Annotated in this window: 14 protein-coding genes; 4 read left to right on the forward strand and 10 right to left on the reverse strand. The window is 67.7% G+C overall.

The window, feature by feature from the left end:
* Positions 1–9 precede the first annotated feature (9 nt).
* Both NM2_RS29105 and NM2_RS29110 read right to left on the reverse strand, forming a co-directional pair.
* Entirely contained in the window at positions 10–1,020 is a 1,011-nt protein-coding gene (locus NM2_RS29105) for an NlpC/P60 family protein (RefSeq protein WP_084531670.1), read from the reverse strand.
* Between the two features lie 187 nt (positions 1,021–1,207).
* Positions 1,208–1,792, reverse strand: a complete 585-nt coding sequence (locus NM2_RS29110; protein WP_067675184.1) for a C40 family peptidase — start codon at positions 1,790–1,792, stop codon at positions 1,208–1,210.
* A 551-nt stretch (positions 1,793–2,343) separates the two neighbouring features.
* Between NM2_RS29110 and NM2_RS29120 the strand changes: the two genes are divergently transcribed.
* Entirely contained in the window at positions 2,344–4,155 is a 1,812-nt protein-coding gene (locus tag NM2_RS29120) for a DEDD exonuclease domain-containing protein (RefSeq protein ID WP_067675190.1), read from the forward strand.
* Between the two features lie 296 nt (positions 4,156–4,451).
* The gene (locus NM2_RS29125; protein WP_040821092.1) at positions 4,452–4,727 is read left to right on the forward strand and encodes an Lrp/AsnC family transcriptional regulator; all 276 of its coding nucleotides are present in this window, start codon (positions 4,452–4,454) and stop codon (positions 4,725–4,727) included.
* Positions 4,728–4,779: 52 nt separating this feature from the next.
* Here the strand turns inward: NM2_RS29125 and qcrB are convergent, their stop codons facing one another.
* From qcrB to ctaE, 4 genes are all read right to left on the reverse strand, one after another.
* Positions 4,780–6,408 carry a cytochrome bc1 complex cytochrome b subunit gene (qcrB, locus tag NM2_RS29130; RefSeq protein ID WP_067675193.1) on the reverse strand — a complete coding sequence of 543 codons (1,629 nt, stop codon included), beginning with the start codon at positions 6,406–6,408 and terminating at the stop codon, positions 4,780–4,782.
* A gap of 73 nt (positions 6,409–6,481) precedes the next feature.
* The gene (qcrA, locus tag NM2_RS29135) at positions 6,482–7,687 is read right to left on the reverse strand and encodes a cytochrome bc1 complex Rieske iron-sulfur subunit (protein WP_174575694.1); all 1,206 of its coding nucleotides are present in this window, start codon (positions 7,685–7,687) and stop codon (positions 6,482–6,484) included.
* Positions 7,684–8,556 carry a cytochrome bc1 complex diheme cytochrome c subunit gene (gene qcrC, locus NM2_RS29140; protein ID WP_067675196.1) on the reverse strand — a complete coding sequence of 291 codons (873 nt, stop codon included), beginning with the start codon at positions 8,554–8,556 and terminating at the stop codon, positions 7,684–7,686. Before qcrC ends, qcrA begins: the two co-directional genes overlap by 4 nt.
* Before the next feature lie 54 nt (positions 8,557–8,610).
* Positions 8,611–9,222, reverse strand: a complete 612-nt coding sequence (ctaE, locus tag NM2_RS29145; protein ID WP_084531666.1) for an aa3-type cytochrome oxidase subunit III — start codon at positions 9,220–9,222, stop codon at positions 8,611–8,613.
* Positions 9,223–9,651: 429 nt separating this feature from the next.
* On the opposite strand from ctaE, the gene trpD reads away from it, so the two are divergent.
* Both trpD and NM2_RS29155 read left to right on the forward strand, forming a co-directional pair.
* Complete coding sequence (gene trpD, locus NM2_RS29150; RefSeq protein ID WP_067675201.1) at positions 9,652–10,707, forward strand: anthranilate phosphoribosyltransferase; 1,056 nt, start codon at positions 9,652–9,654, stop codon at positions 10,705–10,707.
* A gap of 201 nt (positions 10,708–10,908) precedes the next feature.
* Positions 10,909–11,559, forward strand: a complete 651-nt coding sequence (locus tag NM2_RS29155; RefSeq protein WP_084531672.1) for a YdcF family protein — start codon at positions 10,909–10,911, stop codon at positions 11,557–11,559.
* Between the two features lie 10 nt (positions 11,560–11,569).
* Here the strand turns inward: NM2_RS29155 and NM2_RS29160 are convergent, their stop codons facing one another.
* The 4 genes from NM2_RS29160 to NM2_RS29175 form a co-directional block, all read right to left on the reverse strand.
* A complete protein-coding gene (locus tag NM2_RS29160) occupies positions 11,570–12,022 on the reverse strand; it encodes a MaoC family dehydratase (protein ID WP_067675204.1) in 453 nt (150 codons plus the stop codon).
* A 43-nt stretch (positions 12,023–12,065) separates the two neighbouring features.
* The gene (locus tag NM2_RS29165) at positions 12,066–12,668 is read right to left on the reverse strand and encodes a TetR/AcrR family transcriptional regulator (protein WP_067675207.1); all 603 of its coding nucleotides are present in this window, start codon (positions 12,666–12,668) and stop codon (positions 12,066–12,068) included.
* 225 nt (positions 12,669–12,893) lie between these two features.
* Complete coding sequence (locus NM2_RS29170; protein WP_157121378.1) at positions 12,894–13,817, reverse strand: hypothetical protein; 924 nt, start codon at positions 13,815–13,817, stop codon at positions 12,894–12,896.
* Positions 13,818–13,965: 148 nt separating this feature from the next.
* Complete coding sequence (locus NM2_RS29175) at positions 13,966–15,099, reverse strand: sulfotransferase family protein (protein ID WP_067675213.1); 1,134 nt, start codon at positions 15,097–15,099, stop codon at positions 13,966–13,968.
* Between the last annotated feature and the right edge of the window lie 3 nt (positions 15,100–15,102).

Below are 15,102 nucleotides of genomic sequence, written 5' to 3' on the forward strand. Positions count from 1 at the left end.
TCTGTGTGATTAGGGCATCCCGATCCAGTACCGCCGCGCCCCGTAGAAGGGGAACGACCCCATCGGCGCCACCTTCACCGGGACGCCGAAAGTCGAAGCATGCAAGATCAATCCGTTGCCCGCGTAGATCCCCACGTGCGAGGCATCGGAGTAGAAGAACACCACGTCGCCGGGCTGCAACTGATCCCGCTGCACCGGGGTGCCGACCGTGGCCTGTTGCTGACTGGTGCGCGGCAGATTGATGCCGACGTGGTGGAACGCCCACTGCACCAGACCCGAGCAGTCGAACTGATCCGGACCGGTAGCGCCCCAGACGTATGGATCGCCGACCCGGGTCATCCCGGCGGCCAGCGCGCTGGTGCCGCTGCCGGGGACCAGACCGCGCAGCAGCGAGTCGCGGTCGAAGCCCGGCGGGAACAGCGATCCGGCCAGCGAGCTCTTGTCCCCCGCCGACAACGCCCCCCACGCCTGGATGACCTGGGCGATCGCACCCTGCAGGTCGGACCGCTTCTTCTCCAGATCCGCGCGCACCTCATCGGCCTTCTGCGCGGCGGTGTGGGCGACGTCGGATGCCTTGTGCGCGGTGGATTGTGCCGCGGTGGCCGCGGCGGTGGCCTTCGTGAACTGGGCGAGTTGCTCACTGGTCTGGGCCTGCAGCACGTCCAGGGTGGACATCTGATCCAGCAGCTGCTGCGGGGAATCGCTGGCCAGCACCGAGAACATCCGGTTGGTGCGCGCGCCCATATAGGCGGCCATCGCCGTACGGTCCACGGCCGGTTGATATTTGCGCACCTCGGCCTGGGCGGCGTCGACCACCCGATTCGCCTGGGTGAGCTTGGCGTCGGCGGTGCGTTCGACGCCGAGTTTCGCGTCGAGATCCTGCTGCGCGCCCAAGGCCTGCTGATTGAGTTGTTCGGACTGATGGGACAGGTCGATCAGCTTCTGGACGGCATCGCTGGCGCTGGTCGGCGGGGTGACCGGTTCGGCGAAGGCGCCGCCACCGGCCCCCGCGCCGAACATCAACGCGCCCACAGCTAATGACCCGCCCACCAGGCGTCTGGTCCGTCTGTTCCGATAGTGCGCGGTCACTGCCTGCAGGGCCCCATTCCGTGTTCCCGACTAGTCATCACGAAGGTCTCGATCAGGTTACGGAACAGCGACCCACGATGTCCAGCACAGCACAAAATGATCACGGTCTCTTCGGTGATCAGTAACGCCGCGCACCCGCGATCGGCATCGCGTGCAGAGGCGCGACCTTGACCGGCTGGCCGTAGGTGGACGCGTGCACGATGTTGCCGTTGCCGACGTAGATGCCGGAATGGCTTCCGCCGTAATAGGACACGACGTCGCCGGGCTGCAGATCGTTCAGGGCGACCGGGGCGCCCGCGGAGAGCTGGCCGTAGCTGGTGCGGGGAAGGTCGCGACCGGCCTGCGCGTAGGACCACTTCACCAGGCCCGAGCAGTCGAAGGCGTTCGGACCGGTGGCGCCGTAGACGTAGGGGTCGCCGACCCGGGACAGGGCGGCGTTCGCCGCGCGCTGGCCCACCGATTCGACCGGGGCGGGCGTCGGGGTGATGCCGGGGATGATCACGCCCGGCGGAATCACGTTCGGCGGGATGACGCCCTTCGGGATCGCCCCGATGACCTGATCGGGCACCTCGACGTTGCCGATCCCCGGAATCGTGACCGGCGCCGCCGTGGCGGGCACGGTGGACAGCAGCAGTGCGCTGAGGGTGGCAGCGCCGACGGCTCCGGCCGCAACGGCCCGGTGGGCATGTCGCTTGATCGCCATGATGCGATGTCTCCTCATCTGCCCCGCGGCGCCGCACCGGGTGGTGCGTCGAGCTCCGCGAGGTCTCGAGAAGATTACGAAGACATAACGGTGCGTTGTAAAGCCGCGAACACTCCCAGCAGATGCCGACCGCTTTTACCAGCATGAATTTCTGCGAGATATGTCACACCAATCACGAAACTATAACAACGCGATGTGACCTGGGCTTTCTCGAGGGTCCGCGATCCGATCGAAGCCGATGCCCCGAATATCGGTTTCGATTCGGTTCGATCGGGAAATCAGCACGTGGCGGTCGACGCGGCGATATGTACGCGACCGTACGGTCTGTACGGTATCGAGGCTCGCGAAGACCCGCCGCGGGCGAGCCCGCGCATGAGGCGCGAAATTTTCCGAAATCCGGTCCGATTCATGCGCAAACCGAATCAGTGTGACGCTGACCACTTTTATTCGTTTCGCGCTGAAATCATGCCCGTATAGGGGTATTACGGCGCAATCTCGAGGCATCCGCAGCATTCGCGATTCCTGTCGTACCCCGCCGATACGCTGCCGCCGTGTCCCTTCCCGCACCGCGCCCGGCCCAGCTGGCCTTCGACGATCTGGACACTCCGCTGTACGACATCACCTTCGTCGTGGTGGACCTGGAGACCACGGGAACCAGCCCGGACGGCGATGCCATCACCGAGATCGGCGCGGTCAAGGTGCGCGGCGGCGAGGTGCTGGGCGAATTCGCCACCCTGGTCGATCCGGGCCGCGCGATCCCGCCTCAGATCGTGCAGATCACCGGTATCACCACCGCGATGGTCCGCACCGCGCCGCGGATCGAGGCGGTGCTGCCGGGCTTTCTGGAATTCGCGGCCGGAGCGGTTCTGGTCGCACACAACGCCCGTTTCGACATCGGCTTCCTGAAGTCCGCCGCGGCCCGGTGCGCGACCGCCTGGCCCGCGTTCCAGGTGCTGTGCACGGTGCAGCTGGCGCGGCGGATCCTGCCCCGCGACGAAGCGCCCACCGTGCGCCTGTCCGCACTGGCCGAACTGCTCGGCGCGCAGACCCGCCCCACCCACCGCGCGCTCGACGACGCCCGCGCCACCGTCGACGTCCTGCACGCGCTCATCGGCCGGGTCGGCAATCTCGGTGTGCACAGCCTGACCGAACTGGCCGACTATCTGCCCGCGGTGACCCGGCGACAACGCTCCAAACGTTTCCTCGCCGCCGATCTGCCGGCCGTGCCCGGGGTCTATCTGTTCCGCGGCCCCTCGGACGAAGTCCTCTATGTCGGGACGGCGGTGAATCTGCGTCGCCGCGTCCGCACCTATTTCACCGGATCGGAGACCCGCCCGCGCATGCGCGAGATGGTCGCCCTCGCCACTCGCGTCGAACACGTCCCGTGCGCACACGGACTGGAGGCCGGTGTGCGCGAACTGCGACTGCTCGTCGCGCACACCCCGCCCTACAACCGACGCTCGAAATTCCCGCAGCGCGCCTGGTGGATCACCCTGACCGACGAACCCTTCCCACGCTTCGCCGTCACCCGCACTCCGACCCGGGATTCCCTGGGGCCGTTCGGATCCCGCGCCGCCGCGACCGAGCTGACCACCACCATCGCCGAGTACTGCGGCCTGCGCACCTGCACCACCCGCATCCCCCGCAACGGCCACCACGGCGCGGACTGCCCACCGGCCACGGTCGGCGGCTGCCCGGCGGGCAGATCCGGAACACTCACCGCCGCAGGCGAATACGCGCCAGCGGCGCAGGCGGTGCGCGATCTGTTCGCCGGGCGCTGCGACCTGCCGCTGCACGCCATGCGCGAACGTCTCGAAACCTGTTCCGCCGCAGAGAATTTCGAAGTCGCCGCGCGGGTCCGCGACCGCACCGTCACGGTCGTGCGCGCCCTGCGCCGCACCCAGCGGCTCGCGGCGCTGGCCCGCATCGCCGAACTGGTGGCGGCACGGCGGGCCGAGGCGGGCGGATGGGATTTCGCGGTGATCCGCTACGGCCGCCTGGCCGCCGCCGGATCCGCCGCCCGCGGCATCCCGCCGATGCCGGTCGTCGACGGTCTCGTCGCATCCGCCGAAACCGTCGTCCCGACCCGCCTGGACGCCGCTGCCGCATCCCTTCCCACCCTGCCCGGAACCGACGCTGCCGACGAACAGTCCTATCCCCCGCTCCGCGGCGCACCGCCGGAAGAGACCGCCCTCATCGCCACCTGGCTCGAACGACCCGGCACGCGAATCGTCCGGACCACGCACGCCTACACCGAACCCCGCCTCGGCGCGGGCCCCTGGCTGATCTGGATGGACCGCGCGGAGGCAGCGGCCCGCACCGAATCGGCGGGCCGCGAGTACCTCACCGGCACCGAATCCTGACTGCTCCGCCAACCCTGTCCCCATCCGCACCGCGGTACGTGGCCTCCGCTCAGGACGCCCATCGGCCTGTCGCAGCGGCTGCCCGACCGGGATACCGCGGCTACGGAATCGGGCGCGGCGAACATGCCCGCCCGCTGCGAGAACCTCCGCAGCTGGCATCGCACGGTGTTCTCCGGCCCGCTGAGGGTCCGCGGAACCGCCGGACGCCGAGAGCGACCGTTGTCCGGAGTCTCCTCCGATTACCCGGCACAGCGTCTTCCCGCTGGTCCGGAACGCGCCCCAACTAGACTCACGGCATGATTACCGCGATCGTATTGATCCACGCCGACGCCGCCCGCATCCCCGAGACGGCGCAAGCGCTGGCGGATCTCGAAGGTGTGGCCGAGGTGTACTCGTGCGCGGGCGACGTGGACCTGATCGCGGTGGTGCGGGTGCGCGATCACGAGCAGATCGCCGAGGTGGTCACCGGGCACGTCAACAAGACCGCGGGCGTGCTGCGCACGACCACGCACATCGCGTTCAAGTCCTACTCCCGGGCCGAGGTCGAGGCCGGCTTCTCCATCGGCGAATGAAAAGCGAAGGCCCCGAACCGTTTCCGGTTCGGGGCCCAGCTACCGAGCGAACTCAGTGGTCGTGCTTGCCGCCGCCACCGGCGTTCTGATCCTGGTACTCGGCCAGGATCTCGAGCTGCTTGTGGTGCTGCTCGCTGTCGTAGGCGGTCTGGTCGGCGGCCTGCGCCGGCGGATCGGCCCGCAGGAACGATCCGGCGCCGGGCTTACCGGCCCAACCCAGCTTGTTCATCTTCTTGGGCACCACAGCGCCCTGGTACTCCAGCGGAATCGGGTGGCCGTGACCGTCGACCGGACCCAGCGGCTGGTGCACCTCGATGTACTCACCGTGCGGCAGACGCTTGATCACACCCGTCTCGATGCCGTGCTCGAGCACCGCGCGGTCCGCACGCTGCAGACCCAGGCACAGCCGGTACGCCAGGAAGTAGGCGATCGGCGGCGCGACCAGCAGGCCGATGCGGAAGATCCACGTCGTCGCGTTCAGCGAGATGTCGAACTTCAGCGCGATGATGTCGTTGACGCACGCCAGGGTCAGCACCAGGTAGAACGCCAGGGCCATGGCCCCGATCGCGGTGCGCACCGGCACGTCGCGAGGACGCTGCAGCAGGTTGTGGTGCACGTCGTCGCCGGTGAGCCGCTTCTCGATCCACGGGTAGGCGATCAGCACCATGAACACCAGGCCCATGATCAGGGCCACCCAGACCGGCGCCGGAACGGTGTAGCGGCCTAGGTACAGCTCCCACGGCGGCATCAGACGCGCCAGACCGTCGGTCCACATCATGTAGAAGTCCGGCTGTGAACCCGCGGAGACCTGGGACGGGTTGTACGGACCCAGGTTCCAAATCGGGTTGATCTGCAGGACGCCACCCATGATCGAGACGATGCCCAGGGTGAACATGAAGAACGCACCCTGGTCCGCGGCGAACACCGGGACGATGCGCGCGCCGACCACGTTCTTCTCGGTGCGGCCCGGTCCGGGGAACTGGGTGTGCTTCTGGTACCACACCAGCGCCACGTGGGCCGCGATCAACGCCAGCATGATGCCCGGGAACAGCAGCACGTGGGCGATGAACAGACGCGGGATGATGATCGTGCCCGGGAAGTCACCGCCGAAGATCAGCCAGTGCATCCAGGTGCCGATCACCGGAATACCCATGGTGATACCGCCGAACGCGGCGCGCAGGCCGGTACCCGAGAGCAGGTCGTCCGGCAGCGAGTAGCCGAAGAAGCCCTCGAACATCGCCAGGATCAGCAGCAGCGAGCCGATCACCCAGTTCGCCTCGCGCGGCTTGCGGAACGCGCCGGTGAAGAAGATGCGCAGCAGGTGGATGATGATCGAGCAGGCGAACAGCAGCGCCGCCCAGTGGTGCACCTGGCGCACGAACAGACCGCCGCGCACCTCGAAGGTGATGTCCAGCGCCGACTCGAATGCCCGCGACATCGAAACACCGCGCAGCGGCTGGTACGAGCCGTTGTAGACGACCTCGGTCATCGACGGATCGAAGAACAGCGTCAGGTAGATACCTGACAGCAGCAGGATGATGAACGCGTACAGCGCGATCTCACCGAGCAGGAACGACCAGTGGGTCGGGAAGACCTTGTTGATCGAGCGCTTGACGAACGCCGCGGCGCGGTACCGCTCGTCCATTTCGTTGGCCTGTGCGGCCGCTTTACTCGGGCTCATTCCTGCACCTCGCTAGCGCTCGGCACAGGAATGCGCCCGGCGCGCTGTGTTGATGATTCGGTCGCAAGCTCCCTCATGAACGACGCTCCCAGTAGGCCGGGCCGAGCGGCTCGATGAAGTCGCCGTTGGCGACCAGGAAGCCCTCGGAGTTGACGGTGATCGGCAGCTGCGGCAGAGCCCGAGCGGCAGGGCCGAAGATCGGCTTACCCCAGTGGAGGGCGTCGAACTGCGACTGGTGGCACGGGCACAGGATGCGGCTGTCCTGTTGCTCGAACAGCGAGGTCGGGCAGCCCAGGTGGGTGCAGATCTTCGAGTAGGCCCAGTAGTCGCCGTAGTTGAAGCTCTCCTGCCCCTTGCGCTTGACGGCCCTGGCCGCGTCCTCGGGACGGAAGCGGATCAGCATGACCGCGTTACGGACGCCGCGCAGCGACTGGAGGGTGTCCTCGGAATTACCGCGCCACTCCTCCTTCCAGGGGAACACCGTCTCCATGCCGCCCGCGTCGAGATCCTCGGCGCGCACCAGCACGATGTCCTCCGGACGTCCGGTGTCCTTGCGCAGGAAGACGGTCTGACCGGCGTAGTCCGGGGTCCAGCCCGACACCCACAGCGGCGACTTCTTGCCCTGCGCCCACGGGTTCTTGATCAGGCCGCCGACGAAGACGAACAACGCGCCCACGCCCAGTACGCCCAGGCCCAGGCCAGCGGTGCGGGTGATCAGCTTGCGGCGGCCCAGGGTGGAGGTCTCCAGCGCGTCGCCCAGCTGAGCGCCGAGGGTACGACGTTCCACCTCGGGCGAGGGACCGTCGTGACGCGTCTGGATCGCGATCTCCGGCGGGATGAACTTCTTGCGGATCAGCACCATGGCCACGCCGATGGCCAGCACCGCGACGCCCAGCAGCAGGCCGTACAGCGGAGTGGTCAGCGAGTAGATGCCCGCACCGGACTCGTTCTCGCCCTTGTACCGCCACGGCCAGAACAGGAAGACCCCGATCAGCGCGAGACCGGCGAGGGTCGACACGACGAACCAGAACGCCACCTGGCGCTCGGCCCGCTTCTCCGCACGCGTGCCCGGAACCGGCCAGCGCGGAGCGCGGTAGACGACGTCGACGCCGTCCCGCTTGGTGCCGAGCTCGACCAGCTCGTCGCGGGACATCGCGTCGAGCTGCTCCTCGGTCGGGTTCAGATCGTCGAGGGAAGTAGCGGAACCGCCATCGGCACCTGAAGTGACGGCACCGCCGTCGTCCGGCCGACCCATGTCGTTGTGCTCCTTGTCTGTCATGAGCGGGATCCGATCCACATCGCCGCACCGACCACACCGACGATGCCGATGATCCAAATGGCCAGGCCCTCGGTCGCGGGACCGAAGCCGCCGAGGCCGTAGCCGCCCTCGGGCGTGGAGGTGGTGCGGTTCTTGATGTAGGCGATGATGTCGCGCTTCTCGTCCGGCGTCAGCTGCCGGTCGGAGAACTTCGGCATGTTCTGCGGGCCCGACAGCATCGCGGTGTAGATCTGCTGCTCGCTGGCCGGGGTCAGCGGCGGGGCGAACTTACCGGAGGACAGCGCGCCGCCCTTGCCGGTGAAGTTGTGGCAGGACGCGCAGTTCATCCGGAACAGCTCACCGCCGGCGCCGAGATCGGCGCCCTTGGTCAGCGATTCCTGGGCGATCTTGCCGTCCGGATCGCGAACCACCGACGGACCGCCGCCGTTGGCGGCGACGTAGGCCATCAGCGCGTCGGTCTGCGTCTCGTCGAACTTCGACTCCTTGCGCACGATCTGCGCGGAGTTCGACGGCGCGGGCATCCGGCCGCTGGAAACCTGGAAGTACACCGCGGCCGAGCCGACGCCGATCAGGCTCGGACCACGATCCTTCACACCCTGCAGATTCGCGCCGTGGCAGGTGATGCAGGAAGTGTCGTAGAGCTGCTTGCCCTGACGGATCAGGGCGGACTGATCCTCGTCCGCGGTGGCGACCTGCGCGTGGGGGGTCAGTGCCGAGGCAGCGAAGCCGGCTCCTACCAGAGCCATCAGAAGAACCAGCCCGCCGGCCAGCTTCCGGCGCATCCGGCGCTGCTTGCGGGTCTTGGTGGCCTGCGCGTTCCCGGCCCCGCTGTGGGGCTCTTCAGGCACTGACGGGGGAGATGAACTCATCTGTGTCCCTTTTGGAGTAGACGGAACCGACTGATGCTCGTGCTGTGCGCCGGGCTAGCGGACGAAGTAGATCGTGGCGAACAGCCCGATCCAGACGATGTCGACGAAGTGCCAGTAGTAGGAGACGACGATCGCCGCGGTGGCCTGCGCCGGAGTGAACTTGGAGACCTTCGTGCGGATCAGCAGGAAGATGAACGCGATGAGACCGCCGATGACGTGCAGGCCGTGGAAGCCGGTGGTGATGAAGAACACCGAGCCGTAGACGCTGCTGGCGATCGAGGTGCCCTCGCTGTAGAGGCCGTGGTACTCCGTGGCCTGGCCGCAGACGAAGAACAGGCCCATGATGAAGGTCACGACGTACCAGCGCCGCAGGCCGAACACATCGCCCTTCTCCGCGGCGAACACCCCCATCTGGCAGGTGAACGACGACGCGATCAGCACGGCCGTGACCGGCACCGCGAGCTTCATGTCCAGCTCGGTCGGCTCCGGCGGCCAGTTGCCGTGGGCCTGCGCGCGAGCGACGAAATACATGGCGAAGAGGCCGGCGAAGAACATCAGCTCGCTCGACAGCCAGATGATGGTTCCGACGCTGACCATGTTGGGCCGGTTCAGCGAGTGCACACGCTGGGTTATGGCCGATCCTGGTGTCCCTACTGCGGTCGTCACGCGGGTAAGTATGACCCGTCGTAGTACGACGGGAGTACTCGGGTTCGAATCTTGCTGGCCGATGTCGGAATTCGCAGGGCGGGACGTAGTCTCGTCCCGACTTCGGCGTATCCGGTGCGAAAGGTGATATTGCCTGGTAGCAGCGGTTTCCAGGGGTCGGAAGATGCGCGGGCCACCCGATGCGGCTCGCGCGGGCGCGATTTCCATGGTGATGTTCCGGCGGGCGCGGCGGCGCCGAACCGGACGATTGCGGGTGTTCGCGCATGGCGAGCCTGGCGCAACGTCACGACGGCATCGCCGTGGGCTGGGACGCCCTGCAGCCGCCGCGGACCTGATCGCCCGGGTGGCCGTGTGGAGAAACCACTTGGCACGTCCCATTAGGCTGATTGTCCGGTAGCCGGAATGCGGCACATGCGACGGGAGAGGTTGATGAGCGCGCGCAGCTGGCCCCAGATTCTCGGGGCCCTCACCGACGGGGTCGACCTGACCACGGAGGAAACCGCGTGGGCGATCGATGAGATCTTCTCCGACAACGCGACCCAGGCGCAGATCGCTGCGTTCGGCGTCGCGATGAAGATGAAGGGCCCGACCCCCGCGGAACTGGCGGGCCTCGCCGACGCCATGCTCGGACTGTCCCGCCGCGTGCCGATCGAGGGTGCGGCGATCGATATCGTCGGCACCGGCGGCGATCGGTCGGGCACGGTCAACATCTCCACGATGTCCTCGATCGTGGTGTCGGCGGCCGGAATTCCGGTGGTCAAGCACGGCAATCGGGCGGCCTCCTCCAAGAGCGGCGGCGCGGACGTGCTCGAGGCGCTCGGGGTGAAGATCGCGCTGGGCCCGAAATCGGTGGCGCGGTGCGTGCGCGAGGTCGGCATCGGTTTCTGTTTCGCCCCGATATTCCATTCCGGCCTGCGCTTCGCCGGACGCGCCCGCGCCGAGATCGGCATCCCCACCGTCTACAACGTGCTCGGCCCATTGACCAACCCGGCCCAGCCGCAGGCCGGACTCATCGGCTGCGCCTTCGCGGACCTGGTCGGCGTGATCGCCGGAGCGTTCGCGGAGCGCGGGAAGAACGCGCTGGTGGTGCGGGGAAACGACGGCCTGGACGAGATCACCACCGCCGACACCACCGACGTCTGGGTGGTCACCGGGGGCAGGGTGTCCGAGACCACCGTCGACCCGACGCGTCTGGGCATCGAGCGGGTCCCCCCGGAGGCGCTGCGCGGTGGTGACGCCGAGATCAACGCCGCCATCGCCCGCGAGATGTTCGCCGGCGCTCCCGGCGCGGTCCGCGACGCGGTACTGCTGAACTCCGCGGCCGCGATCGTCTCGTACGAGCTCACCCCCGAGTCCGCGAGCGGCGATATCCACGATGCGCTGGCCGCGTCGCTGGCCCGGGTGGCCGATGCCGTGGACAGCGGTGCGGCCGCGAACCTGCTGGAACGCTGGGCGGCGCTGAGCAACGAACTCGGCGACGACTGAATCGCAGGATCCGCGCGGCGCACGACCGAATCACGCTCGTTCACAGTGGGATTCATCACCCGGTCTGGGGCCTGCACAGATTCGCTTCGCGTCCTTCGGAATTCGGCGTGGATTTCCGTGTTCGTAGCAGGGCCGCGGGTTTCGGGGTGATCATCGAGGGGCTTTGATCATCCTGCTGTGGCAGATCTCCCGGGAGGTCCGATGTTCATCCGGTTCCGTCCTGAACCTCGCTCACGCACCGCTACGACCAGGCGGTTACTGCTCGCCGCCGCCGCGACGACCACGATCCTCGGAGCCGCCGGTCCCGCGGTCGCCGACCCCGTCCCCCCGAATCCGCTCGCGAATATCCCCGCCGATGTGCTCGCGGCGTCGCACCCCAGCTCGATGCAACTGCCCGGCCTGCCGCTGACCGCCGGATACAGCTCCGATACCGCCATCGTCATCCTCGGCTACGGCCTGCAGCCGGACGGCAGGATGCGGCCCGAGCTGATCCAGCGGCTCGAGGCCGGATACGTGCAGGCGATCCTGGCTCCCGCGACCCCGGTGATCGTCACCGGCGGCAATCCGCACAACGGCGTCACCGAGGCGCAGGCGATGGCCGGATGGCTGGTCGCACACCGTATTCCGGCCAGGCGCATCCACCCCGAGACGCGGGCCGAGACAACCGTGCAGAACGCGCGGTACTCCCATCATGTGATGGATTCCATCGAGGCGCGCCGGGCGGTCGTGGTCACCTCCTCGAACCACGTCGGCCGCGCCGTCGGCGATTTCGTCGGCGCGGGCATCCCGGTGATCGGCACCCTCACGCCGGATCAGGCTCCGCTGCGGGCGATTCCGTTCCTGCCGCGATAGCGCCCCGATCTCAGGACATGTAGCGAACGATGCTCTCGGCGACGCAGGCCGGTTTGTCCGCACCCTCGAGTTCGATCGTGACGCCACGTTCGGCCTGGACGCCGCCGGGGATCTCCCGCACCGAGTCCAGGCTGACGCGGGCGCGGATGCGACCGCCGACCGGAACGGGGGTGATGAACCGGACCTTGTTGAGCCCGTAGTTGATTCCCAGCCGCACCCCGCCGACGCTGGTGGCCTGATTCACCAGCGGCACCGACAGCGACAGGGTCAGGAATCCGTGCGCGATGGGCCCGCCGAACGGCCCGTGGGCCGCCTTCTCCGGATCCACGTGGATCCACTGGTGGTCGCCGGTGGCGTCGGCGAAGGTGTCCACGCGCTGCTGATCGATCGTCATCCAGTCGCTGACACCGATCTCGGTGCCCACGGCGGCGGTGAACTCTTCCAGATTCGCGAACTCGGTCATTTCAAGCGCTCCTTCGGTTCTCACCGATCACGTTAGCCTTTACTCACGGCTTGCCCGGCGACCGGGCGAGCGCCGCGTCCAGCAGGGTTTCCGCGGCCACGCGGGCGTCGGCCCCCGCGACGCCGTCACCGTCGATCTGGGTGACCACGGTGGCGCCCTCGACGAGCAGGAGCAATTGCCTGGCCACGGGTGCCGGATCGGCCACTCCGGCCTCGGTCAGCAACTGCTGCAACAGTTTTCGATATCGCATCAGATGACCGCGGGTGATGTCCCGGGCACTGTCCCCGCCTCGGCTGTCCGCCGCGTAGTTGACCACCGCGCAACCGCGGAAACCCTGTTCGGCGAACCAGCGCGTCAGCAGGTCGAACAGCGCCGTCACCCGGGCGCGGCCCGCGGGCACCTCGGCCAGACCGGCGGCCAGCCAGGCGTGGACGCGATCGCTGCGTTCGCGCACCACCGCCTCGGCCAGCCCCTCCTTGGACTCGAAATAGCGGTAGATGGTCAGGGGTGAGGCATTGGCGGCCGTCGCGATCTCGCGCATACCGACAGCGGCGAGACTGCGCTCGTAGAACAGCCTCGCGGCCACATCCAGCACCCGGGCGCGGGTGGCATCGGGATCGATCGTCTCTCCGGCCTTGACCGGCATCGGATCACCTCATTTCGGTATCTCCGGCACGAGCGCGGCGGGAGCCCGGACCGGTCTGCGCAGCAGGGTACCCGCGAGCGTCGCGGCCCCGATCCGCAGGACCGCCGCCACCACTGAGGCGGTGCGACATCCGACCCTGATCGCCGCTCCCATACCCAGAAGATAACTATAGTTACCATCTACGGTAAGCGGCGAAAGCCCGCTGTCGCTCGGGGAGCTGCGAAGTCAGCGCGGGAACTGGACGAGGACGCGCATTCCGGCGGGTTCGAGAAGAACGACGGTGGGGATGAGTTCCGAACCGCAGTCGTGCGGCTCGCGGACCAGATCGGCGAGGATGCCCGCGGCATCGGTGTCGGCTCGGGCGAAGTAGAGGTGGTCCTCGCACGGGAAGGCCGCGACGAAACGATCACCGCCGATCAAGCCGGCCACCCGATCGGCGAAACCCGGCACGGCCAGCGCGGCGGCCGGCATGTGGCGGGAGTCGATGCCCTGGAAGTGCACGACCCGTTCGCGGGCGGTCTCGCCGCGCAGTACCGTGCGCAGGCCCTCGCCCAGGTTCGCATTCGCCTCCGCGAGAACGTCGTCGAAGGTGAAACCCGTGTCCTGCACATGTTTTTCGAGCACCCAGTGCATGCCGAGCGAGCCCTGCGGAGTCGGCGCGACACCCGCGACCACCACGTACAGCTGTCCGGGAATCAGCTCACGCGAGGCCATCAGCGGCGGCGGCTCGCTCGTGGTGCGCAACATCGGAATCATCAGCGGCTCGTCGGAACCGGCTTCGCGATCGGTCCGATTCGCGCGCTGGCGCTCCTCCTGCTCCAACTGCCGCTCGGCCTCCTGCCGGGCCCGCTCCGCGGCGGCCAGGGCCTGATCCCAGCCGTCCGGTTCGGGCCGGGCGAAGGCCGCGGAGACCTCGCGCAGATTCGGGAAGTTCTTGCGCAGGAAACTCTCGTCGGCCTCGGTGGGCGCCCAGTCCGAGGCGATGCCGGTGACCGATTCCGCGGTCATCCCGTGCTGGCGGATCACCGTCCGCCACGCCTGCCGGTACCCGTCCTCGACGAGCACCGGAACGGTCGTATCGGCCATCTGCCCGGAATCTCCGTACCGGAAGATGACGATATTGACCTCGTCGCGCACAGCCTCACTCACCACAATCTCCTCCGGCCCCGAATCCGCCCACAACAAAGGCGATTTCGGAACTTAGGCGATATCCGACGGACACGCCAAAACGATCATCGCCGGTGGGCGGGTCGCGCCGGCGCGGACCGCCCGGATCCGCGCCGCAACGCCCCCTCGATCAGCCCGAGAAGTGCGCCCTGACCTGATCCTCGGTAAGTCCGTAGTCGGCCAGCTCGTACCGGTGCGCGGGTTTGCGGTCCCCGCTGTGGCTCTCCTCGTCCAGGGCGGTCATCCCCGCCCGCGCGGCATCGGTGAATTCGATACCGAACTTCCGGTAGATCGACTCGATCGTGCCGAGCGGATCCGCCCGCAGATCGGCGAAGTCGACATCGATGAACTGCGCCGGATCGTGCCGCGCACGCGCGGCGGTGAACTCGCGCAGCCCGCGCGACCACAGCTCCAGCTGCGACTCGCCGATCCGTTTGCCGGAGAAGGTGTTCGACCATCCCGAGGTGGCATGTTCGGACAGACTGCACGCCGACGCCAGGACGGTCACCGGATCACGGTGCGTCTGGATGATCAGCGCGTCCGGATACACCGCCAGAAGCGCGTCCAGGGCGAACAGGTGACTCGGGTTCTTCAGAACCCAGCGCCGCGCGTCGCCGAGCCCGATCAGCTGCAGATTCTCGCGATGCCGGGTATAGGCGTTGGTCCAGTCCTGCCGTCGCAGCCAGTGCGAATAGGTCGGCAGATAGGCCAGGGTCTCGTAGGCGATGGATTTCGCGGTCTGCCGCAACAGCTGCCAGCACTCCTCCACCTCGGCGGCGGACATGTAGTGCAGGCCCATGAATTCGGGATTCTCGATGTGATGCTGCGCGAATCCGGCATCGATCTGCTGGAATATCGGGTTCTGCGACCAGGTTTCGCGCGGCGGGCGCGGCTGCGGATATTCGGTCAGCCACATTTCCAGGGCCTGATGCTGCGGATCGGCGGCGAGCAGCCGGTGCAGTGCGGTCGTGCCGGTGCGAGGCAGCCCGGTCACGAATATCGGCCTGGTGACCGGGGTTTCGACGTACTCGGGATGAGCCTTCCAGGATGCCTCGCTCAGCGCGCGGGCCACCAGGGCGCCGCGCAGGAAATAGCGGTTCATCTTGCTGCCGAGTTCGGTCAGATCGGCGTCGCGCCGATACGACTCCAGCAGGACGCCCAGCGCCTCGGTGTAGTCGTCGGCCCCGAAATCGGTGAGCCCGCAGGCTTTCGTCGCCGAGGCGTGCAGATCCTCGATCGTGCCGACGTCGGTACGTACAGTCATATC

Source organism: Nocardia miyunensis NBRC 108239 (assembly GCF_001613065.1).
Taxonomy (GTDB): Bacteria; Actinomycetota; Actinomycetes; order Mycobacteriales; family Mycobacteriaceae; genus Nocardia; species Nocardia miyunensis.